The 21,898-nt window shown below is 60.8% G+C and carries 24 protein-coding genes; 4 read left to right on the top strand and 20 right to left on the bottom strand.

From position 1 onward, the window contains the following. Positions 1-64: 64 nt before the first annotated feature. The gene (locus ACZLZY_RS17485) at positions 65-2,491 is read right to left on the bottom strand and encodes a beta strand repeat-containing protein (RefSeq protein ID WP_472935488.1); all 2,427 of its coding nucleotides are present in this window, start codon (positions 2,489-2,491) and stop codon (positions 65-67) included. A gap of 344 nt (positions 2,492-2,835) precedes the next feature. On the opposite strand from ACZLZY_RS17485, the gene ACZLZY_RS17480 reads away from it, so the two are divergent. Further along, on the top strand, positions 2,836-3,285 hold the full coding sequence (locus ACZLZY_RS17480; protein ID WP_472935487.1) for a hypothetical protein: 450 nt from the start codon (positions 2,836-2,838) through the stop codon (positions 3,283-3,285). Positions 3,286-3,558: 273 nt separating this feature from the next. After that, entirely contained in the window at positions 3,559-3,750 is a 192-nt protein-coding gene (locus ACZLZY_RS17475) for a DUF4113 domain-containing protein (protein ID WP_472935486.1), read from the top strand. 98 nt (positions 3,751-3,848) lie between these two features. Here ACZLZY_RS17475 and ACZLZY_RS17470 read toward each other — a convergent pair whose 3' ends face one another. Beyond that, positions 3,849-4,292: a response regulator gene (locus ACZLZY_RS17470; RefSeq protein WP_472935485.1), complete on the bottom strand. Its 444-nt coding sequence runs from the start codon at positions 4,290-4,292 to the stop codon at positions 3,849-3,851. Next, positions 4,289-5,440: a PAS domain-containing protein gene (locus ACZLZY_RS17465; RefSeq protein ID WP_472935484.1), complete on the bottom strand. Its 1,152-nt coding sequence runs from the start codon at positions 5,438-5,440 to the stop codon at positions 4,289-4,291. The genes ACZLZY_RS17470 and ACZLZY_RS17465 overlap by 4 nt, the downstream gene beginning before the upstream one ends. Before the next feature lie 579 nt (positions 5,441-6,019). On the opposite strand from ACZLZY_RS17465, the gene ACZLZY_RS17460 reads away from it, so the two are divergent. After that, entirely contained in the window at positions 6,020-6,205 is a 186-nt protein-coding gene (locus tag ACZLZY_RS17460) for a ribosome modulation factor (RefSeq protein WP_472935483.1), read from the top strand. A 303-nt stretch (positions 6,206-6,508) separates the two neighbouring features. Here the strand turns inward: ACZLZY_RS17460 and ACZLZY_RS17455 are convergent, their stop codons facing one another. From ACZLZY_RS17455 to ACZLZY_RS17415, 9 genes are all read right to left on the bottom strand, one after another. Next, on the bottom strand, positions 6,509-6,799 hold the full coding sequence (locus ACZLZY_RS17455) for a hypothetical protein (protein ID WP_472935482.1): 291 nt from the start codon (positions 6,797-6,799) through the stop codon (positions 6,509-6,511). Between the two features lie 37 nt (positions 6,800-6,836). Beyond that, complete coding sequence (locus tag ACZLZY_RS17450) at positions 6,837-8,156, bottom strand: phosphoadenosine phosphosulfate reductase domain-containing protein (protein WP_472935481.1); 1,320 nt, start codon at positions 8,154-8,156, stop codon at positions 6,837-6,839. Further along, complete coding sequence (locus tag ACZLZY_RS17445) at positions 8,153-8,587, bottom strand: hypothetical protein (protein WP_472935480.1); 435 nt, start codon at positions 8,585-8,587, stop codon at positions 8,153-8,155. The genes ACZLZY_RS17450 and ACZLZY_RS17445 overlap by 4 nt, the downstream gene beginning before the upstream one ends. A gap of 24 nt (positions 8,588-8,611) precedes the next feature. Then, a complete protein-coding gene (locus tag ACZLZY_RS17440) occupies positions 8,612-8,857 on the bottom strand; it encodes a hypothetical protein (RefSeq protein ID WP_472935479.1) in 246 nt (81 codons plus the stop codon). Positions 8,858-8,870: 13 nt separating this feature from the next. Next, complete coding sequence (locus ACZLZY_RS17435) at positions 8,871-9,002, bottom strand: hypothetical protein (RefSeq protein ID WP_472935478.1); 132 nt, start codon at positions 9,000-9,002, stop codon at positions 8,871-8,873. Between the two features lie 116 nt (positions 9,003-9,118). Continuing rightward, on the bottom strand, positions 9,119-9,754 hold the full coding sequence (locus ACZLZY_RS17430; RefSeq protein ID WP_472935477.1) for a hypothetical protein: 636 nt from the start codon (positions 9,752-9,754) through the stop codon (positions 9,119-9,121). 12 nt (positions 9,755-9,766) lie between these two features. Further along, entirely contained in the window at positions 9,767-10,108 is a 342-nt protein-coding gene (locus ACZLZY_RS17425; RefSeq protein ID WP_496253593.1) for a hypothetical protein, read from the bottom strand. Next, complete coding sequence (locus tag ACZLZY_RS17420; RefSeq protein ID WP_472935475.1) at positions 10,105-13,386, bottom strand: hypothetical protein; 3,282 nt, start codon at positions 13,384-13,386, stop codon at positions 10,105-10,107. Before ACZLZY_RS17420 ends, ACZLZY_RS17425 begins: the two co-directional genes overlap by 4 nt. A gap of 5 nt (positions 13,387-13,391) precedes the next feature. Beyond that, positions 13,392-15,755, bottom strand: a complete 2,364-nt coding sequence (locus tag ACZLZY_RS17415) for a phage tail tip lysozyme (RefSeq protein ID WP_496253592.1) — start codon at positions 15,753-15,755, stop codon at positions 13,392-13,394. A gap of 65 nt (positions 15,756-15,820) precedes the next feature. Here ACZLZY_RS17415 and ACZLZY_RS17410 point away from each other — a divergent pair, with 65 nt between their 5' ends. Next, positions 15,821-16,021, top strand: coding sequence for a hypothetical protein (locus ACZLZY_RS17410; protein ID WP_496253591.1), 201 nt, complete (start codon positions 15,821-15,823; stop codon positions 16,019-16,021). 96 nt (positions 16,022-16,117) lie between these two features. Here ACZLZY_RS17410 and ACZLZY_RS17405 read toward each other — a convergent pair whose 3' ends face one another. The 8 genes from ACZLZY_RS17405 to ACZLZY_RS17370 all read right to left on the bottom strand — a co-directional run bounded on the left by ACZLZY_RS17405 (position 16,118) and on the right by ACZLZY_RS17370 (position 21,612). Beyond that, the gene (locus ACZLZY_RS17405; protein ID WP_472935473.1) at positions 16,118-17,077 is read right to left on the bottom strand and encodes a DUF7146 domain-containing protein; all 960 of its coding nucleotides are present in this window, start codon (positions 17,075-17,077) and stop codon (positions 16,118-16,120) included. Then, a complete protein-coding gene (locus tag ACZLZY_RS17400) occupies positions 17,067-18,002 on the bottom strand; it encodes a DEAD/DEAH box helicase (RefSeq protein ID WP_472935472.1) in 936 nt (311 codons plus the stop codon). Before ACZLZY_RS17400 ends, ACZLZY_RS17405 begins: the two co-directional genes overlap by 11 nt. 18 nt (positions 18,003-18,020) lie before the next feature. Further along, positions 18,021-18,572: a DEAD/DEAH box helicase gene (locus ACZLZY_RS17395; RefSeq protein ID WP_472935471.1), complete on the bottom strand. Its 552-nt coding sequence runs from the start codon at positions 18,570-18,572 to the stop codon at positions 18,021-18,023. Then, the gene (locus tag ACZLZY_RS17390) at positions 18,569-19,183 is read right to left on the bottom strand and encodes a hypothetical protein (RefSeq protein WP_472935470.1); all 615 of its coding nucleotides are present in this window, start codon (positions 19,181-19,183) and stop codon (positions 18,569-18,571) included. Before ACZLZY_RS17390 ends, ACZLZY_RS17395 begins: the two co-directional genes overlap by 4 nt. Continuing rightward, positions 19,176-19,478 (bottom strand): hypothetical protein, encoded by a 303-nt coding sequence (locus ACZLZY_RS17385; RefSeq protein ID WP_472935469.1) that lies wholly within the window; start codon positions 19,476-19,478, stop codon positions 19,176-19,178. The genes ACZLZY_RS17390 and ACZLZY_RS17385 overlap by 8 nt, the downstream gene beginning before the upstream one ends. Then, entirely contained in the window at positions 19,471-20,334 is an 864-nt protein-coding gene (locus ACZLZY_RS17380) for a ParB/RepB/Spo0J family partition protein (protein WP_472935468.1), read from the bottom strand. Before ACZLZY_RS17380 ends, ACZLZY_RS17385 begins: the two co-directional genes overlap by 8 nt. A 203-nt stretch (positions 20,335-20,537) precedes the next feature. After that, a complete protein-coding gene (locus ACZLZY_RS17375; protein ID WP_472935467.1) occupies positions 20,538-20,729 on the bottom strand; it encodes a helix-turn-helix domain-containing protein in 192 nt (63 codons plus the stop codon). A gap of 133 nt (positions 20,730-20,862) precedes the next feature. Next, the gene (locus ACZLZY_RS17370; protein ID WP_472935466.1) at positions 20,863-21,612 is read right to left on the bottom strand and encodes a hypothetical protein; all 750 of its coding nucleotides are present in this window, start codon (positions 21,610-21,612) and stop codon (positions 20,863-20,865) included. Between the last annotated feature and the right edge of the window lie 286 nt (positions 21,613-21,898).

Genomic DNA, 21,898 nt, shown 5'->3' with positions numbered 1-21,898 from the left:
CGCTCGCGAGGGTCAAAAGAAGGGAGCCCCGCCGTTACTAAAACGACGAGGCTCCTTGCATGTTTTATGCGATGCCAAATGTCATCGGGGCAGTTCCGAGAATGGTGATTGATCCACCATCCGAAAAACTGAACGTAGCCGAGCCATCCGAACCCATTGTGTATCCGGAGATGGCAGAGTCATTAAAGACTATGCTGTCCCCTTCAGCCGAGTTGAAGTCAGTGATTGTATCTTGAGCTCCGGCATCATGCACAAATGCATCGGCACCGCGACCGCCAGTGTAAGAGTTTGCCCCTGGACCACCAATGATCAGATCGTTTCCGGAGCCTCCGGTGATCTGATCATTCCCAACACCGCCATAAATGGTGTTGTTGCCAGTGCCGGTGACTAGGATGGTGTCGTCACCACCGTTGCCGTAAATGCTATTATTGCCATTTCCGTTGACCGTGATTTGGTCAGCGCCATCAGCAGCATCTGTGATTTGCGAACCACCAAGCACCGTGTTGCTGCCGTTCCCGTTAATTACGATGATATCACCCGACCCCGTCCCGCCGACCACCATATTATTGGCGTCGTTCTGAACGTTAATTTGATCGCCACCTACGCCACCATAAATGTTTCCGGCTCCAGAAGCGGAGTAATTGATGACATCATCTCCGCCGTTTCCGTACACATCAGCGGATCCAGCTCCAGAAACCGATATATTATCGCCGACATCGTTGGGGTCCGTAACCATAGACCCGCCGAAGACTACAGCGTGCTCGCCGAGGCTCGGCGTAGCTGTCAACGTATCGGATCCATCCCCGCCAGAGATGGTATCGTTACCTGCTCCGCCGTTGATTGTATCGTTACCGGCGCCGCCGAAGAAGCTTTCAGATGCAGTTGTTCCGGTCAGCCTGTCTGGACCTGCACTTGGAACTTCCGAGGCATTGCTGGTGAGAACGGTTGTGGTATCGAACGTTCCGTTTTGGAAGGTGAAGTTTTCGACAGTCTGGATAATATCGACACCGTCAGGCGAGCCGTCGCGAAGATCGGTAACTTGAATGTTGGAAGCATCGATCGCAACGACCTTATAGTCGAGGCGATTGCCGGAGAAGAACGCACTATCCGTTCCAGCTCCACCGAATATCGTGTCATTTCCACCATTAGCAGTCAGAGAGTCATCACCTGCACCACCGACGAGAAAGTCGTTTCCGCTTCCTGCAATGATGCTGTCGTTGCCGCCGCCACCATTGTAGTAGAACGCCTGCCCTTCACGGAAGGGAGGAAAGAACGAGAGCGTGTCGCCGTCCGATGTACCGAGGACAACTCCCTTGAATTGATCGCCCCTGGCGACTCCAGAGGCGAGATCTCTTACGTCGAAGCTATATCCCTGCGTACCTTCCAAGAAGGTAATTCCCTCATCGTCATACCGGCTAGCGACACCGACAACATTGCCATCCGCGTCTTCGCTCTGAACTCTGACAGCAAGGCCTGCATCTTCATTCGAGCCATTGCCCCCATCGAGCGCGTTCCCGTTGCCGACATCGGCGCTGGTGAATGTGACGCGGATTTGGCTGGGGGATTGACCGACGAACGTCACCTGGTCGCTTCCGGCACCCAAGTTAACGCTGTCGATCCCATCATTGGCAGGATCAACAGTGATGCTGTCATTGCCGACGCCACCCGATATGACGTCATTTCCAGCACCGCCACTCAGCAGGTTGTTTCCGTTGCCAGCGTCGATGGTGTCATTTCCAGCGCCGCCAAAAATCTGGTCGTCGCCTGCTCCGGTCGTCAAGAGATCGTCGCCGTCCTGACCGTTCAGGCTCGCAACTACATCACCCGTGTCAACCGTGTCGTTTAGATTGGTAAGCGTAAGGTTGATCGCTTCGAAGCCGGTGATGGACGTTCCATCGTTGGCGATGCCAGCCCCATTTGCGTCAAGGACCAAGTTTACCGCGGGCGGGTTCGCGTCGTTACCGTTGAAACCAAAATTGATTTGAAGGAAATCGTTGCCAGCGCCCCCATCAAGAATATCTAGCCGACCACCATTGACGTTGTCATCGCCGTCGCCCGCATCAACGATATCCGAAACAGGCGCGATGCTGGCACCGAAAATACTTTCCGGGCGATCCACAGAGTCGATCTGATCGTTGCCTGCGCCGCTGGAAATAGTATCCTCGCCGAACCCACCAACGAGCGCATCGTTTCCGGCCCCAGTCCGGATGTCGAGATGCTCAATGTTTGAGTACGCAACACTCGGTAAGCCGTCCGGCGAGGTAGAACCAATAGTCGGGAGAGCACCGAAGCCGCCGCCGACGCTACGGAACGCCTCGGTGGAGTCGGTGTAATTGACGATCAACGTGTCTTCGCCGAGACCACCGTCTACGGTGTCCGATCCGCCGGACACGGTGATGCTGTCGTCACCGTCCAACGCATCAATGTTCTCGCTCATCGCCGGATCGTCGATGATCATATCGTTGCCGTCAGTGCTCGCCGGTGTCGCCATTGTTCTGTCTCCCAAAACTTTACCCCGCAAGTCAGCTTGCGGACCTATCGACTGATGCATCCGGCCGATGGTTGGGCATATCAGTATCTCTTAAGTAGCTGTTTCACATCCAGAATTGGCCACTGGGAGAACACGTTGATTTGCACTTTAATTGTTCACTGCGCTGCATCCAGCACAGAGTTCGGCTCGTATCTGTAGCCCTTCACTGAAAGTCGGATCTGCCGCCAGCTGGACCGCGACGATGAACCTTTTGTAGGCAGATCGCTTAGAGGCCTAGTCGCTTAGTGAGCTGTATTTGCCCCTGACGCTGCGACCGGGCCGAGTTCGTGGAAGGGTTAAGTGAGATGGAAACCGACAAGCGATTGCGGACACGCGTCGATCTCGGCTTCGATATCCCAAGCACACTCGATCTCGAACTTGAGCGGACTTTTCGGACTACGGAGCAACTGCAGCCGACACTTCCCAGCCGGGATGCTACCGCAATTCCAGACTGGTCCGCGGCCCTTGAGCTGGTTCAAAGCGCATCAGAAGCACTCTCCGCAAGTGAGGCCCAAGTCGAGCAAATGGCTTCGAAGGCCGCTCTGCAGGCAGACATTTCGAGGGACGAGCTGCGGGCCCTGCAAGCACAGTTATCATTGGCTCAGGGCGAAATTAGCCGTGCATACGAAGATGCCGCCAGAGCGAACAAGAGGGCGACCGATGCGGAAGCTTGGCTGTCGAAGCTGGTGTCGGCGACCCATGGCGGCTTCGGTCATCTCGCCGCCGATACCCGACTCAGCAAAATTCTAAGGTAGGTAGGTAGCGCTTGTCGCGGTTCTTAAGGTTGACGACAATTGCCGCCTACTCCAGATTCGTTTGCAAGCTTTGCATTTCTGCGGGGTGAGCAGGAGAGGCGCCCATTTCGCCGTTGGCGCCTCTCCATTTTCGTGAGCTTGTTCTACGAAAACGCTGTTGCGAACAGCGCCGAGAAAACCGCCCCAAACAGTCCGCCTGTAACTTAAACCTCGGGAGGGCCTAGCGGGGCGATTTCCCGCGATGACTTCCGGTAAGCGAAGGCCGGCATCATAATGGACAATTTGATCCGCGCCGGTACCGCATCGAGGCCGCTTTTCGATCGACGGGACCGGGAGCAGTCCGACAGGCTGATGGGCGTTATCGATGCGGTGAACGGGAGGTTTGGTCGGGGGACGATTGCACCCGCGGCCGCTGGAATCCGGCAGCAATGGGCGACGAAGTTTGATATGCGTTCGCCGCGGTAAACGACACGGATAGGGGTACTGCCAAAGGTAACGGCATAATGCCGGCATCGCCAGCACCCGGTACGCCAAGATGGATAGGCTTCGGACTGCAGGTCGAGTCAGGCCCAGGCAGTTGTGTAATGCGGGCCGAGCTTGAGGCCATTTGGCTTCTTCAACGAAGGGGGCGGGTCGAACAGCCCCTGATGAAGATATGCCAGTACAGCAACCAGCTTTGCGCTTGAAAAGGGTTTCTCCAGGAGACCGACCCCTCCTTGCAGGTCCTCATCAACAAGCCTGCCGTTGGCTGTCATGAAGACGAATTTTGCACCGGTCCTATCCTTGAGAACCTTTGCGACGTCCAGACCAGAAGTTCCGTGCAGCAGTTGGATGTCCAGAAAGACGATGTCGGGGTTGGAGGAGTCGTAGAGCCGGATCGCCTCGTCTGCCGAAGTCGCCCATCCGGCAACGATTTGCCCCTCGTCCTCGACGGTGTCTTCGATGTCCATCGCGAGAAGCCCTTCGTCCTCGGCTATCAGGACGCGCAAAGGCTGAAAATCGGTCAAGGAATTGATACTCCTACTGAATTCTCGAATATAACGCTGGCCCGTGTGCCTGGTTGCGCATCGGTGAATTCGATGGTGCCGCGGATCTGTTTCACCAGAGACTCAATCAGCCGGTGACCGAACGTCCGACGTCCGGACGAAGTCGTTGACGACAGACCGATGCCGTCGTCCTCGACGACCAGATGTGCCGTGCTACCCTCCTGAGAGGTCGCGATCCTGATCCTGCCCACTTGCCGTTCGACCGGAAACGCATGCTTCAGGGAGTTCGTGATCAGCTCGTTAATCAGCAGGGAAAGGGGCGACGCCACCGACGACGGTACCATCAGCCTACCGAGATCTAGCGCCACTTTGATCTCGGGTCTTCCGACCGCATCAACGATGTCCTGTGATACTTCGGCGGCGAAACCTGAGACATCAAAGACACTGACATCCGGCGACTGATAGAGCTTCTGGTGTACCGAGCCGAGCGTCTCGACACGCGTCATGGTCGTCTTCAGCGCTGCCTTGACCTCCGGACTGTCTGAGAACCTCGACTGGCTCCGGATCATCGCCGCGACCATCTGCAGATTGTTCTTCACGCGATGGTCGACCTCATGCAGCAAAAGCGTCTGCTGTGTCAGGGCGGCCTCCAGATCTCTCGTCCGCTCCTTAACGGCATTCTCAAAGAAGTCGCTCGACTCCACAGCTTCAAGCTCCCTCACCTTCCGGTCGGTGACGTCGAACTGGGAGGCGAAGAAAAACTGCAGCTCTCCGCTCTGACCGAAGACGGGGCTCAGATACAGTGCGTTCCAGAAGGATGTACCGTCTTTCCGGTAGTTCAAAATCTCAACGTCGACGTCCGTTTCCGCATGAATCGCCGCCCGTAGCCTATCGATCTCGCCCCAATCCGTTTCGGCCCCCTGGAGGAAGCGGCAGTTCCGGCCCATCACCTCGTCGCGGTGGTAACCGGTCAGCCGAAGGAAGGCGTCGTTCGTGAACACGATCGGATTGTCGTGCTGTCGGGGGTCCGTGATAATCATTGGCATTCGAGTGGCGCGAACCGCTGCTGCGAACGGATCGCCCTTACCCTGCTCGGCATGCAGCTGATCCGTCAGGTTAACGGCGTCCAAGGATTCCAATATTTCGCTCCGAAGAATAAGGATCGTCATCCGACCCCTCTCAGAGGACTCGGGTGGTGTCCAACGAACTTTTTGCTAGGATTTGGCAAGATCGTGTCGGGCAAGAACGCGGGTTAACGGCCACGGTTCCTGGGCTGCAGTCGCCGCAATGGCAGCTGTGGTTGCAGCCACTACCGGAACGAACGCTAGCGGACGTGCCTTGTCTTTTCGAACGGGAGGATGCGCCGTGTCGAAGCCAGATCCAGTTGGCACGAACCCGAATGACCCGATGCCTACAGGCGATGGCTTGAAGCCTGGGAGATCGTTCCGGAAGAGTTCGAGGATGAAGAGCTTTACGGCGACGATGATGGTTTAGGCCCGGTCGACGAAGACGAGGACGAACCCGGCTTACCGGAAGAGATCAAGGACCGGGAGAACCAGGCCGGCACCGAAAAAATGGACGGTGGGAAATTTTAGCGAGATTGACGTTCCGGCGCCTTGTTTGATTGTTGTCAGGCATATTCACGCCTTTGCGACTTCGCTTCCGACAGGGAGGTTTTCGGAATCAATTGCCGGCGATAATGTCTGATTGCCCTGCACCATGTGCAGGTTTCAATTTAAGGGCATGTCATGATCGGTCGATGGTTCAACGAAGGCGTCGAAGCACACGGCAAAGGGATTCCCGCTAACGATTGCCCGTATCCTACGGGTTCAGAGCAGCAGGGCCAGTGGCTGGCCGGATGGACCCAGGCGCATGGTCGCGCAACGACAAGCCAACCCAGAGCTATTGCTGAGCCGCATGAAGATGCGGAATAGCTTCAAAGCCACATCAATCTTGCCGGATTACAGCCTTTTCACGTGCGGCTCGAAGTTCGGCAGACTTACGCCTGCGCGCAGCCATTTACTCTAAGGCGAGCTCGAGACCCGTTCCTTTTTCGTGGCGCTCTTCAAGCCCCCGGAAATAGGGATGCTCGACCATATGGCTGACGTCTCTCGGCTTGTGCATGTCTTCCCCCTCGTGAGGAGGACAGATTTACGCGCGAGCAAACGGGCAAACATTCTCAGGTGTTAATTTTTCATTGACCGTGCGGTATCGATCAATCTCTTGATAGGAAGCCTCTAACGGGTAGCGACAAGCTGCGGCTCGGCATCAAAAGTCACCAGAATTTTCCCGCTTTGGGAAATAGTCCAGTCCACCGTCGCCGACTGTTCAAAAACATCTTCGGTTACAGCTTTACAGGCGCCATAAACCTTCTCTGCCGATGAGCCACTGAGCCGCATTTGTAGGGCCATGTCGGATTCGCAATCGGCAACATCTTCGTACGCGACCATAGAGGCCGGCAGTTCGGTACAAGTTGATGCGTTGGTGTTGCAGCCAACTAGCAGCATCAGTGCGGCGACATGTTCCATCCAAGCTCTCCCTCGGTCAAGAAAAGCCGGGAACTGGCTAATGGTTCCTGTGGTCTTCACGTCCGGTGGGACGAGCCTCCCTCGCCGGCCATAATGCATTCATGCAAGATAAAATGCTGGCGGCAAGGATCGTCACGTCCTCAATGCGAAGTTCCCGCACCGCTGGCCCGCGGCAGTCAAACAGCCTGGTCCCCGTCCACGCCAAAGCATGCAGCTCAAGCCCGCTACCGTCGTCCTTGTCTACCTCCACGCCTAAAACCGCGGGGCGTCCCGAAAGGTGCCGGCGCATGTCCACTTGCTTCAGCGTCCCTCCAGCCGCAGTCGAGATGATCAGGGTGGCAGAGAGGCCGATAGACAGCATAGGCGCGCCAAGATCGGCCAGCGTGAGGCCCTTGCCCTTCAACACCGTTGGCTGGCCAGTTGCGGGATCTAGAGGCACGCCAAGGATCGTGGCTGTTTCGGCATAGGATCGGCCAATCACGGTAGCCAACGCCGCCGCCATGCAATCATCGGCCAACGGAGCCCACTGCATTACAAAGGCGGGGTCGGCGTCCCTATCCAGCCCCGCTCGATCAATCGCCAGTTCCAGGCCGTCGAGCGAGGCGCGTACCGCATCTCGCGTCCGTCGAACCCCCGGCATTACAGCGTCCAGATGCTGCGGATAGACCTTGCGCATGTAGGCGGCCCGCGCTGGCCCCCGCTCCTCCCCGAAAGCCGCAGGGCATGCCCAGCAATCGAGGCTGTCGGGCACCTCGGCATAGTGGCTGGGGAGCTCGATGCCCTCGGCCTCCAGGAAGGCCATCACCTCGGCTGCCGACCAATCCGCAAGCGGCGCCGCAACCTCTACGCATGCGGGCAGGCTCCAGCCGGATATTCCAAGCAGGGGGACGCGATCCTCATGCCGCTGGCCATGGATGATAGCCGTGTCCTCAGAGATGCTTTGGAAGGCCTCGAGCAATGGAGCCCCCCGCAGCGCTACGCAGCACGCCACGTTGGACTGAAGCCGCGGCTCCGAGTGCATCCCGTTCTGCATGGCATGCTTGATTGGCACGATGGCGGACGGCAACCCGTGCGCGTTCCAGTTGGCCTTCAGATCCGATCGGCGCTCATCCAGGCCGAAGCGTTCGCCGTACTCCCGCACCAGCGCTTCAACATGGGGAAACATGTATCCCGTGTTCCCCCAGATCAGCCGAAACCGCCCCTCATAGGGTTCGCATAGCCGGGCCAGCGTAATCGATTCCTTGCCCCCGGAGAACGCCAACAACACATGGTTATGGCGAGAGAATATGTCGGACAGCGCCTTACGGGCGAGATTGACCTTCTGGGCCGAGATCGGAAGGACGGCGCCATCGGTCACCGAGCGCCACCTGATGCTGCCTTCTCCAGCGCATCGATCCGTGCGGCCAAGTCGACTGTCTCGATCGCCTTGCGTTGAGCTTCGATGACGGCGACCAGGCTATTCCCCTCCGCAGGGGCAATCTCTCCGCCGGCTACAGCCTTCACCACCGCAGCGATAGCATCCCGAACACCGTCGATCGTTGTCGTCGCCGGCAAATCGATCATGATCCGCTGAGCTGTTGGCGCCATTCGAGGATGGCAGTAGGGAGCGGCCGCATTCGCAGCCCATGCCCGATCCTTCGCCTCGGCTGTTCCGTCGCGGTATAGCTCTACCAGGTAGTCGAGTGGCGACATGCCGGTGGCGTCGATTGCCTGTGCCGCTTCCGCCGTCTTTTGGTTCGGCGTTCCAGGCTTCCGCCCTGCGCCTTCCCGGCTACCGCCTCGGGCCATCGTCTGATTTCCTATGATTGTTTTTCAAAGCGGCTGCACGGTGAGAACGCGAGCTGGGATAGTGCTCGGTGTCGGATTGCCCTGCCGATCCTCATAGATCGTCGAGAAGTGCACCAGCCGGTCGGACGGACCAACGTCGAGGCCATTGGCACGAAGGATGGACTGCACCTCCTCCTTGCCGGCGCCATGGGAACTGACGACGATCAGCCGCCCGGTAGCATCACCGCGTAGTTGCTCGAGGCGCTTCAGGCGTTGGGAGAGGATGGTCATCGTGCATCCTCTCTCAGGCAGCGACCAGCCTGGCGCTAGGCTTCAAATCATCCATCCGGTTAGACGGATCGGGGCTGACGGCGACGAAGAGGATGGTCAGATCGTCGTCGGACGGGAAGACACCGAGGTCAGTGAAGGCTGTCATCTTATCCTCTTCCTCTCGGCCCTTTCGGACAATGCACTGGAACGAACGGAATGGACGGAGGACACCGCGGTGACGGGCCTCCAGGATCTCCAGCCGCTGTTCGATCCGGAGCGCCCTCATGCTGGCGGTCCGAAGACTCGGGCGAAAGCGTTCTTCACCGCATCGCTGACAGTCGGGACGGGCGTGTCCTGCATGGGTGAAACAGTGGGCGTCGGGGTCGCGCTGCCCATAGGATCCATATCGCCGGCCATGGGCTGGATACCGGCCGGGACCGCGCTCTGGATTGTCGGCTCTACGTTGCCGGTCATCTGTGGGCCTGTGGGAGCTGGCGGGATAGCGGGCTGGCCCAGAGACGGAAGACCCAGCATCCTCATAGGCTGCGGCTGAGGAGGCGGGGCCGGCAAGTCTGGCTGCGATAGGCCCGTAGGTGCGCCCGCCGGCTGTCCGCCTCCGAACATTGCCTTGAGACCGCCGAGGAAGCCGACGCCTCCCCCTCCGTTCGGGTCCGTCATATGCTGACCGGGCTGGCGCATCTCGCCCCATGCGTCTGTCGGCGCGTTCGCCTGGTTGCGCAGGGAGCGCAGCTCGAGGCCGTTGGCGAAGCCTTGGCCTAGCGCAGCGATGCCGCCGCCGATGGTCGTAGGCAGGGCGCCCGGAGACATCAGCTCCATCTGCTTCCGCTGAAGCATGGCCTGGGCAATCTTCTTCTTCTCGGGGCTGATCGGGGTGGATGGGTCGAAAATGTAGCTCATGGCCAGTTCCTTTCAGTTGCGACGGCGCACGTCGCCTTCCATGGTCGCGGCCTCAATGCCTGTGACCTTCTCGAGGGCTTCAGTGGCTCGCGTGGCAAGGACCAGGGAAAGGGAGATCAGGTATTTCGGATCGGGCTCGCCGGGATCGACATCCGGCATGGTCGCCAGCACCTCTTTCAGGAAGCCGGTGGACCAGACGAGGAAGGCCAGCGCGTCTTCCGACGTGTTAGCCGGAGCTTCTGCAAGGAGATCAATCAGCTTGCAAATGTATGCGTTGTCCGTGGCTCCGTTAGCCTTGTTGTGCACATGGCGGGACATCTCATTGCCGATGTCGCGGGCGCTCAAGGTTGTCATGCAGCTTCTCGCTTCTGGAGGGCTTCAAGGATCATGCGAACCTTCTCGTTGATCCTTTTTGGGGGGCTAACGCGCTGACGCTCGAGCAATGCGCCGGCAACTTTTTCGCGGGGCGTCAGATCCCGATCAGCACGGGGACGAGACACAGGCATGAGCGGTTCGACCGCCGAGCCGCCGCCCATGATCCCAGAGGGAAACAGAGGCATAAGAGGCGCAGGAGGCGCTATTGGCTCGTCATCATCACCGAATGCTGTTCTCGCGCTGGCGATGGCTGAACTGCGGTAGCGCTGAGCAATCGACCGAAGGTGCTGTGTGGCGTTCTGCGTCGGCACTTTTTCCAGCAGCATCGCAGCCCGGTCGGGGTGAAGGAGTGCGTCCCTGACCAGTTCGTCGACGGTACGGATGCCGTTTTCCCTGAGGGCGCCGATCAGACCGACACCGACTGTGGCTGCCACACCCGAGAGCGATCCAGCTGCGACACCGATGCTGCCACCGGTAGCCGCGGAGGCAATGGCCAGCTTGGCCAGTGTCGATGTCGGACTGTCGCTGTCGCGAATGGCGAAGCGATCCTGGGCGGTATTCGACTGGCCCGGAATCTTGACCGATGTCAGGGAGCGATTGGCCTGCGACAGATCAGCGGCGACCGCCTCCAGCAGCTCTACCTCTTTAGGCTTGTAGACCAGAGCCAGCGCCGGCTTGTTCAGGCGGATGAAGGTCTGGAACTGATCGGCCTTTATGCCGGCTTGGCCGCTTGTGCCTACCTCGGTGTTCCCAACGAAGCGCCCGGTGATGTAGTCGGCAACTGACTTGCGAAGCCCCTCTACTGCGTCAGGGTTGACGCCTACCACCTCGCGGAGCCTGCCCATCTGGGCAACGCTATCCTGCCGCCCGAAGAGCGAGCCCACCATGCGGGTGACATCCTGCGGGTCTTCGGCACCCATGATCTTGCCTAGGACACCAGCCTGCGCCCGGTCCAGCGATGCCTTGCGACCGACGACCCTGCTTTCGACAGCCTTGGCCGCGTCAGAGGCATTGCCGATGCGGATGTCGAGCTCGGGAAAGCCTCGCAAGGCGTCGGCATGTGCCCGGCGCCAGTTCCCCAGGCGCCCCGGGTTTACCGCGCCCGTGTCACGGTCCACAGCGTACTTGCGCAGGCTGTCGATCGCATAGCCTTCAAGCGCCTGCATCGAGCGAGGATCGTTGCCCGCGGCAGCACGGTAGGTCTGGATCTTCTCGAAGGCGCCATTGCCAGCAGTGAACAGCCGCTGGGGGACAGCCGACGCCCGCATATCATAGGGCGCAGTCGTCGCAGGCCGCTTCAGCATTGGCCGCAAGGTGGGATTGTCGAAAGTGTTGACGCGCTCGTTGGTGGCGTCTCGGGCTGACGTTAGGCGATCGAGGGCGGCAGGGTCGAAGGTTGGCTGGAGACCATTTCCCGATAGTCGCGGATCGCTCTGAGGACCTCCAAGTCGCCCTCCCGCCTGGCTTTCTGCTCGATATGAGCCAGGAACGGCCCGTGATCCACTTCCGGCAGATCCCGCAAAGCCCGTAGGACCGACGCCCCCGGCCGCTTCTTTTCGCTCATTGATCCAGCGGTCTTGTTCACGGAGAAGGTAGGCCTCAACGGTATCTTCTAGGCGCATCTCGCCGCGGGCGACCGCCGGTGTCTGATGTTGTACCTTCTGGACCGCCGCACTTTCAAGGTCACGGAACAGTGCCGAGTTCAGTTCTGCCAGGCGGGCATAGGCTGGCGTCTCACCGGCTTCAGAACGCTCTCGGCGCATCTCGGTCTTCACCCGGCTCTGAAGCGCCTGGACCTCGCGGAAAGACGAGACATCACCGTACTGGCCGAGGACGCGGTAGATTTCAGCTTCCTCCCCAACAGGTGGCTTGGCCGAGGCCGGAATGTTGCTCTTGGCATCGGTCACGTACTTGCGCGCATTGTTGGCCGGCAAAGCCAATGTCCCATCGGGATCGACCGCCTCCCATAGGGCCTTTTCCTTGAGCTTGGCCTGGTCACGGACCGACTGGATGCGCTCCCGCAGCACACCACCGGCAACTTCCGGCTCAAGCGGGGTGCCAAGCTGGCGGCTTGCACCGCGCTCCCACTCCTGGGCCGCGGTCAATTCCTTCATCGTCTCGGAGTCGATGGCGTCCATCCGCTCCTTCAGGACACGGGAGACCTGCTCAGGGGCTCCACCAGGCTGTAGCCCGTCCAAGGCTGCGACGCGGGCCGTATTCTGCTCGGCTCGGCGATCCTGGAAGGGAACCGGGTCTTTGGTCTGTGCCGCCCGTTCTAGAGCGCCAAGGCCCATGTTGCCGGTCGTCTGGAAAGCCGTTGGCTCCGACCCAGCAACGAGCGTCTCCCGCTGCCGAAGCGCCCGAATAAGGTCGGCTCGGTTGCCGCTCGGCGCATCGAAAGCCCGTGGATCGCCGGACACTCCCGCCCGGGAAGCCTGGTCGAGCTGCTGGCCTGCAAGCCGGTCACGCCCACCAGCCGTCAGCGGCGCCATGAAGTCGCTGCCCATGTCGACCGCACTGCTGGCCACCCGCGGGATGCCGGTAGCAAGAGCGCCGGCTCCACCACCGACCAGACCGCCAGCGAAGCCGGCAACCGTCTTGTACTCTTCGGGGACGACTTCTTGGGCTGCGGCTGCACCGGCACCCGCCGTTGCTCCTGCGAATGCATCGCCAGCAACCGCGCCGACGCTGCCCGAGCGCCCTACAAGTTGAGTGCCCATCTCAACCGCAGCCGGGGCAACCATGCCTAGCCGGTCTGCCGCGCCAAGGATGCCGGCAGGAAGGACGGTGCCGGCGACGCCCTGTCCGACACCGCGGGCAACCCGCTCCTCGCCGCTGGATGCCACCGTGTTGCGTGGGTCCAGGACAGGAGCCGCTCGCCCCATCGTTTCCGCGATGAAACGGGACCCGCCGAAAGAGTTCTCTGGGATCTGGCCGATATCGGAGCCAGTCACAGCGTTGATGCCGCGAACACCAAGGTTCATGGCGCCGCGAACGGCATCGACCGGAAGACCTGCAATTCCATAAAGCGCTTCATTGGCGCCGGCTGTCGCATTCAGGGCTGCGCCACCGTAGGCAGGAGCCGCATCTGGTGTTGTGCTACCTGATGGCTGCGAGCTTGCAGCTTTGAAAGCCCGAACCGCATCAACGGTCGTCCCCTCGGATGCAATATAGCCATCGATGTCTTCAATAGGGGCGCCCATGCCCGCCATCTTGGCCACGTTTCTTTTGACGCGGGATAGGTCGAGATCTGCCATGCGCCCTACTCCAATCCATACCGGCTGCGGTAATCAGTCTGACCGCTGTTCTGCCCGCCACCATTCGGCTGACCGCCGCCAAGGGCACCAGGAGCCCCCCCTCTGCCGAGCATGGCGGCATCCTTCGTCGCCTTGAGATATTCCGTCAGGCCATCGAGCTTTGCTGTCATCGAGGAGGCATCATCGGTGTAGGTGGGGAGATATCGGCGAGCCCGCTCGTCGGCTTCCGATGCATTCATGCCGGCGCCGGTAAGCATGCGGACAAGGGCTTCAACGCCATATTCCAGATCTCGGTGGACACCGGCCTGGCCGCTCGACTGGTTGTTGCGAGCTTGGAAGACGTCGATGGGGCCGGATGCCTCACCGCTCTCCAGGTGCTTCCGAAGCTCTGGTGCCTTCTGCAGGAACTCGTTCGCCAGGCCGAGACGCGCTGCAAGTTCACCTGAGATCTGCTCACCGGGGCCACCCGGGATCGGTGTTACCGCGCCAGGATTGTTTGGGTCGGGCATGAAGTTCGCAGGGACCTTTACCCCACCGCCACCAACCTGGACCGTGCCATCGGGCAGAACGGTGACACCGCCACCGCTGCTGGGCGCCTTCGGATCTCCAACCGGCGTCCATTTGTTCGCGGCATCGAAGTAACCCTTCTGTTCACGTCCATCGAGATAGACGCTCTGCAGGTTCGGCTTGAAGTTGGCGCTCGGGTCCTGAGGGCCACCGGGGATCGGCTCCAAGCCGCCCTGCCCTGTACGGCGATATCCAGACGGCGGGGCCCCATATTGGGCATCCAGCTCGAGCTTGGTGCGATAGTCGGCCAAGCCGTTCTGGCGGTTGCGCTCGGCCTGCTGTGTCTCGTAGCCACGCTCTTCGGCCTGCCGGCGTTCCTGCATGGCGCCCTGAAGTACCGTTGTAGCGACAGCCCTCTGTTCCGGCGATGCGGCCGGGTTCTGCATCACGCGCATGGCCATGCCGATGCGGGGATCCTGCGGAGGCTGGCCTTGTCTGGCCTGCGCCTCCTGAACAGCGCTTCCAACCATCTTCACCTGAGGGGATGCCTCGGCGACCGGGGGCGTGATCCCGCGATCTATCATCGCTTGGGCAACTCGCTGCGTCGGCGCTGGGGGCATGGGCGGGCCCCCGGCAGTTTCGGCAGACTGAGCACTCTTGAAGCCGAGGCCATCGAAGTCGCCCGAGATCATCGCCTGGCGCATCTCGGGAGAGGTGCGCGGATCGAACCGCGGGTCATCCATCGCGATAGCAGGTTCGCTCGGCGGGACAGGGTTAGCGCCTACGGTCTGAGCGGGAGGCATGGGTGCGACGCTCGGAGCAGCCACAGCCGCCGTCTCGACAGGAGCGGCAGCTTGAACCGGGAGGCTAGGCGTCTGCCCCGGCTCAGGCAACGGGCCGGGGGGCATCTCGACCGGCCGCGTGGTTGCAGGCGTGCCAGCGGTGAGGAAGTCCGGCACGGGAGCAGGCGGAAGGTCTGCAACAGCCGCGGCCTGCGGCTGCTGAACAGCGGCTTCCGGCATGAAGTTAGGATCGGCAGATGCGACCTGCACCGGGGCAGGCTGGACGGGCGCGACAGCCGCTTGGTCCCACTTGCCGCCCGCCAAGCGCTGGGCGTGGCCGATACGGTTGTCCCAGCCGTGGCCAGCGAATGGGTTCTTCGCGGACCACCCCTGAGGGCGCTCGTAGCTGATGCCGGCGGCCGTGGCTTCCCGCACGTCCTTCGCGCTGCGAAGCATCTGGCCGGCGCGAGACTCCGCGCCGAAGCCGGGCAGCTTCTTCCACTCAGCATTACCCATGCCCATTTCGTGCAGGGTGAAATCAAGCTGGGTGTCGAGATTGGATAGGTCGCGGCCCGTGCCCTTGGCAAACGCCATGAGGTTTTGAGCGCGGTCACTGTTCCACTGACCAACGCCGATGCTGTCCGACCCATCGCGGCCATCGCCAGCATTGTTGGCGCCCGTATTGAGCGTGCTTTCCTGGATCAGGTTCCCGACCATGCCAGCGGCCTGATACGGGGCCAAGCCCTTATCGATGTAGTATTTCGTGGCGTAGCCCTCGGCCTCGGCAGGCTTGAGGCCAGAAGCTGCAGGAGTGGATGCGTCCGCAATCGCGCCAGTGGCGCCGCCGAAGTCAGCCCCAGGCCCAGCAGTAGGAGCTTCGATAGGTGCAGAGGCTGGGGGCGCCATCATCCCCGCCAGATCGGCATTGATGCCTTCACCCTGCTTGGCCATGCTCTCTTCGGCGAGCCGCAGCCGGCGTGCCTCGAGACCGTTGGCGAAGCCTTGGCCGAGTGCGTAGATCCCCTCGCCTACGTTCTTCGGAGCAGAGCCGGACTGTCGGGCGATCATCGCATCTAGCACTGCGCGTCGCTTCTGTAGCGCATCGTAAGAGATGCCTGTGTCCCCGCCGAAAAGGAAGCCGGGGGATGCTGCCGGAGCGGACATCAGGCAGCCCTCCCTTTCGGCGCACGCTGCTGCAGGAGAGCGGCAAGGGCCTCGCGAACGACGTCGGGCGCCCGCTTACCTTCCTGGCGGGCGATGGCTTCAAGCGCAGAATTCATTCCTGGCTGGACGCGAAGCTGAAGCACTTCAGGGTATCGAGACATGGGACGTTCCTTGCTCTGTAATACACATACAGATTATACCGCCCCCGCCTACTGGTCTATGCTTCCGATTTTGTCGCCGGACGCCTGCGAACGCCTGCGGAATAAATCGTTCGCTGATCATCGATATTCTTTCACGGCGCTCTGCGCCAGCCAGACATCGTTCCAGTCTTGCCCTATGCGCGGGGGGATCTCGATATGCACGTCGAGTCCCTTCGCCTTCATCCGCTTCGCCAAGGCGTAGGATGCGGCCTGCCCTGTGGAGCTGGCATCGTTGTCGCCAAAGATGAACAGAGCTCGCAGCCCCGCCGGTGGCTCCCATCGTTCGAGTAGCAGAGCATTCAACGCAGCCCAGCACGGCACGTTGTGGATTGCCGCCGCCGACAGGGCTGTCTCGATGCCCTCGGAGATCCCGAGAATGTCGGTATGCGGCATCAGGCGCACGGCTGCGCCCGTGGGCATGGCACCCATCATCTTTCGCGGCGAGGCGACGTCGGCCTTGTCTCCTTCCGGGGTCAGGTAGGTGCGATGGAGCGCCGCCGTCTCGCCCGCAGCAAGCGCCGCGTCACTCGGCATGACGGCTGCGATCATGGCCGGGTGCCAGCTGGGCTTCACTCCCTTTTCCACGTAGCGCTCATCAGGCGAGAACCGCAGGAAGCTCGGGAACTCGGTTACGCCGGCCCTCGCGTTCAGGTATTTTCCAGCCGCGTCATCGAGCGTCACCGGACGCGCGCGCCTCCAAAGCGCGGCCATCTCTTCGCGCCGCTTCGCATCGTTGTCGGCCTGTCCTCCATGCCGCAGAATCGGGGATTCGCCGATATGCTTCTCGATCTCCTGGGCAGCAACCCTGAACTCGACGCCTAGGTATCGCTTTACGAGCTCGATGCCGTCGCCCGCCTCGCAGTTGTTGCAGATCCATGTGCCGCGCCCGCCTTTATCGTCAAAGCGGAAGCGATCTTTCCCACCGCATATTGGACATGGGCCGTGCTTGTTTTTGAGGAAGTGCGACGCGATGCCGATCGCGCCGAGGATGGCCGTCCACTGGCCGACTGCGCGGTCCTTCAGCGGTTCAGTGCGCATGGGATGTCTCCCTCGCAGCTACTGCTTTCATTCGGGCATGAGCCTTTGCGCGGCCGATGTCCCTCGATTTCGTCCAACCGAGGAATGCGGTATCGGGTGCAATTGGATTATCCGACAGGCCCCGCGGGAAGACGCCGAACTTTTCTTTGAACCTCCATGCCGCTGAGCCGGACTTGTGGCCCTTCATCTCGGCGTACCAGATGCACATCGAGTAGAACGCCTGGCGCTCCTCGGGTGTCGCGTCGCCCTTCTTTCGGCGCTTGCCATTCAGCTGGACCAGATCGCCGGCCACCTCCTCGATTTGGGATTGCCGTTCAGGTTCGAAACCGCAGCTCGGGCATTTCTGGATTCCCGCGGGCTTCAGGTAGGTGCAGACCTTACACTCTTTCGGCAGTGGCGTCGGGCGCTCGGCCTTCCGCGCGGCGCTTTCCTGATGCCTGCCCATGTCGAGGCGATCGTGATGAATGTCGGTCGGCAGGCCGAGCCTTATCATCGTGTCAGAATGATCCAGAATCAGGCAGTCGGCCTTGCCGGCAGCCGTCCGAAGCCCGCGGCCGATGATCTGGCAAAAGAGCATCTCCGAGCGGGTCGGACGGGCTAGGATGATGCAACGGACATCCCAGTCGATGCCGGTCGTCAGGCACCCGACATTGCAGACCACCTTGATCTGCCCGCGCTCCAGCCGCCGGCCAATCATCTCACGCTCATCGCGGGGCGTGTCGGCGTCGACATAGCCGGTCGCCACGCCAGCGCCCTCGAACTGCGACGCCAATTTGCGAGCATGGGCGCGGTCCACTGCGAAACAGAGCGTCGGCCGGTCCTCACCCTGCTTCAGCCAGGTGGCAACGACGTCCGCGACGAGAACCGGCTGGCTCATGACGTCGGACAACTCGCCTTCGTGAAAGTCGCCGGCAACGGTGCGCACGCCACTGAGATCGGGATGCTACGGCGCGAAGGCCTTGAACGGCGAAAGGTAGCCGGCGGCGATCAGGTCATCGAGTTTCGCCGCGATCAGCAAATCCGTGTAATGCTTGCCGAGGCCCTTCGTCCACGGCGTGGCCGAGGTGCCGACGAACGGCACGTTCTGCCACTCGGGCAGTTGCATCCACCGCTCGATGAATTTGAACCATAGGTGCGCCTCGTCGATGATGACGACATCGGCCATCGGGACGCGGCGGCGCGTCAGCGTCTGGATCGAACACACCTGCACTGGCTGCTTTCCATCCGTTAGCGGATGGTAGCCCTGCATGACGCCGATCGCGTCGATGCCCTGCTCCTTGAACCGCTCGACGGTCTGGTCGACGAGGCCAATGCTCGGCACGGTGAAGATGACGCGTTTGCCCTTGCGAAGGGCGCCTTCGACGATCGCCGCGGCCAAGAGGGTTTTGCCGAAGCCAGTCGGCGCCTGCAGCATCAGGCGGCGATGCCCGGCCATGAGCGATCCCCGGATCATTTCAAGGGCAGCGGACTGATGGGGGTGAAGATCGAACTTCATCGGGCCACCTCCCCGGCAGCGCGAGCTGAACCCGCGACGACGGCGAGACGTCCTCGTCCATCGTTCCCTGTAGAGCCATATCCTGATAAGCCCTGCCCCTGGCTAGGTGTTCTATCCGTCTCCCTCTCCATCTCTATGCTTCGATGGGTCTCCGAAGCCCCTTCGAAGGCCCTTGGGGGAAGTGGCTGGGCCAGTGACCAGCTTGGAAGGTGAAACGCCGAGCGGTACCGGGTGTAAAACCTTTGTTTTATAACACTTTCCGGGAGTTTCTCGAACTCACGCGCAATGCCAATTACGCGCTTGTCCTTGGGCGCCAATGTGGGCTCGAATTGGTATCGGGCCATCTCGCAGACCCACACCCATTCGAGGGCGTCGTCGTAAAGGCAGAAATCCCCTTCGATGGCCCTTCGAAGCCCCTTCGAAGCCCCTTCCAAACTAAGGCCCGTTTCGTTCGCAATCGCCGAGATCGGGCAGTAGTAGACACCGATCATCGACGATCCCGGCGCCGTCAGCAGATAGAGGGCAACAAGCTGAGCCTCCGGATCGCCGCGGAGAAGCCGCCCCGTACGGCCGATCCAGAAGCGAGGCGCAACCTTGCTGAAATCACGCATGGGGGCGCTCCTCGTGTTCGACCAGATGCAGCCGGAAGGGCCGCTGGCATGCCAGCGCGCGGTGGCGCCAAAGCGTTGTGGCGCTGTTGAGGACGGCATTCGCCGCCTTGGCCTTACGAGCGGTGAGCGCCTTGCCAGAGCATACGGTCGCCAACAGGTCGGCCATGAACGGGAGATCCGGGTCGTCTACGTCGCTCACCGCGACGTACCAACGGAGAATGTCGATCCAGTCGTCCGACTGAGGCGGAGACGGGACCTGATGCGGGGCGAGGCCGTAGCGTCCGGAGTTAGCCATCGTTCTCGCCTCCCAAGGCCTCATCCAGCATTTCAAAAAGCGGCAGGAAATGCCGGCAGGAACGCAGGAGGACGGCGCGCTGCGGCGGTGTGAACCCAGAGGCAACAGCCTGAAAGTCGACTTTGGCGAGCTCGGCGGTGACATCGAGGAACCGTTGGACAGCATCGCTAATCGTTGGGGCGGCAGGGCGCTCTGTAGGCCGGCCGCCGTCCTGGCGCGGCTCGCGAGCGCGTAACGGCTCGGCGAGATCCTGACGGACCTTCTCGGGCTGCTGCTCACGGGGGAGGCGCTTCACCTCGTCGAGATAGGCACCGGTGTCCAAGCGAGTGCCGCGGATCTCGGCGATGGCCTCGGGGGCGATCTTCTCGCCACGCTCAGCGTCGCGCTGGATCGTGCGCTCGGAGCGACCTGTCGCCGATGCCGTGTTGGCAGCAAACGACAAGTTGGCGCTCGCTGTTTCCTGGCGGGCCTTGCCCCCGGCCACATGCTGAGCCGTCTCCGGGTGAAGTTTGAGATAGATCGCCTTTCGCTTGGCGATCTGCTGCACGCGCTCGGCAGTTCCTAGTTCGGCTCGGCAGAGGTTTTCGTCGATCATCGCCAGTTTGGCATGGTCCTCGTCGAGGTCGACGACGTGGCACGCAATCTCATGGAAACCAGCGGCATGGCAGGCCGCGAAGCGGTGTCCACCAGCCAAGACTTCAAACTCGCCGCCAGAGATAGCCCGGACGGTCAAAGGATTGAGAAGGCCGAGACGGCGGACGCTATCCTCCAGCTCCATCAGCTTGTTGTCATCGGTTGGTCGAGCGTCTTTCCTGCGGACGATGTTGTCGATGGCGATCGTCTTGAAATCGGTCAACGGAGCGATCCCTTTAAAAAGGCATGCTCGGCGACGACGCGCGCATGGGCATCCCCGAGCCCGTAGCGGGCGGAGATCCAAGCTGCCTGGTTGACGATTGTCGGGATGGAGTCTACTTCAGAAGCATTCCGCCACAGAATGCATTCCGAAGCCCGGTCACGCCCCGCAGCGTGACCGGCTTCAATGATGTTTGGCATGATGGGCTACGCAGCCTCTTTCTGGCCGGCGAGCGGAAGCGCGCGGACGTAAGCCTCAAGATCCTCCACGAGGATCAATGTCCGGCTGCCCGCCTTGCGCGTCTGGATCTTTCCGGCGCGGATTTCTTCGTAGAGCTTGGTTTTCCCGAGGCCCGAAAGGGTCGTGGCATCGGCGACAGTGACAGCAATGCGGGTCACGCGACTATCCTCGCTGGCGTACCGGCCAGCGGCGCAAACGCTGCAGTGCGCTAGCGTTCACGGGTAGATTCCACACGTCAGAGCGAGGATAGGATGCTAGACCCCATTGCTACTTTCAGATGGGTTTCGCACCCTATGCCCAGAAGGGTGGACTGTCTGAGAGAGCCAGCGATCCAAGGACGCTATTGCCGTCTAATGCGTCGTGGAGAAAGTTGCCAAAGCCGTCGTCCTGGTCCCCACCGATATCTGCCCATCCCGCAATAGCGAACCGCAAAAATGGATTTTTTAACAGGTCCTTGTTTCGGCCTGGTAGCCTTCCGACTAGGTAGATCCATGCCTCCGCTAGGCGAAACATGAACCATGCTCGCTCGGGTGAGCCGGGGTTTTGGATGGTCGAAGCCATAGTCTCCCGCCCGTTTTGGAAGAATGCGGGCATGCCGTTCAACACCGACATAGCGGCAAGAAGGGCTTCCGCTTGAGCAACAGCAAGTCTATGTATATCAGGCGGCGCAGCTGCAGGATTTTCTAATTTAGCTTTCTTATAAAGCGGACCAGCCAGCAAATTCGGATTGCACATCTTTCCGTCTGTTGGGCTTAAGTACAGCAACATTTCGCGGAATGCTGTTCTAGCACTGTTGATCGTGCTCTCCCCGACCTTCCACTCTACCAGCTGGTCGCTCTTTTTACGCTCTTCAACACCGTTGAGTTTGGCAAGATAGGCGATTTCAAGAGCGCGCCGGCCAAAGGCAGTAGCACGATCCTCGGTCCATTGCGGGGTGAGACCAACGGATTTTCCTGTCGCCCCGTAAAGCTTTCGAATTTCTACATCGATCTCCAAAGGGCAGTTGCGATCAAGAATTCGGGCGATGACGGGGTCGATCATATCGGCGCTATCGCAACCCATAAATTTGCCGTCTGCCGCCATCGTGGAAACGCGGGGCAAGCATCCCGGCGGTGGCGAGAAGCGACAGCTGGCTGACTGGCTCCGCGCTGTGCGAATATAGGGTGTGTGGCCTGGATGTGGCGAGGTGAATTTTCGAACTGCCGGGCTCATTGCTTGCCACTCCGCTGCCTCCGCTGCGGAACAGTAGGCCGGTGGTCTTCCGCCAACTCTGGCATTGCTGCAACAGCTAACCGGAGGGCCATTCGGCTGGTCCAGATCATCGCTG

The sequence above is a fragment of the Mesocryomonas lacus genome (assembly GCF_055730135.2).
The sequence above is the reverse complement of the archived record's forward strand: the minus strand, read 5'-3'. Positions and strand labels throughout refer to the sequence as shown.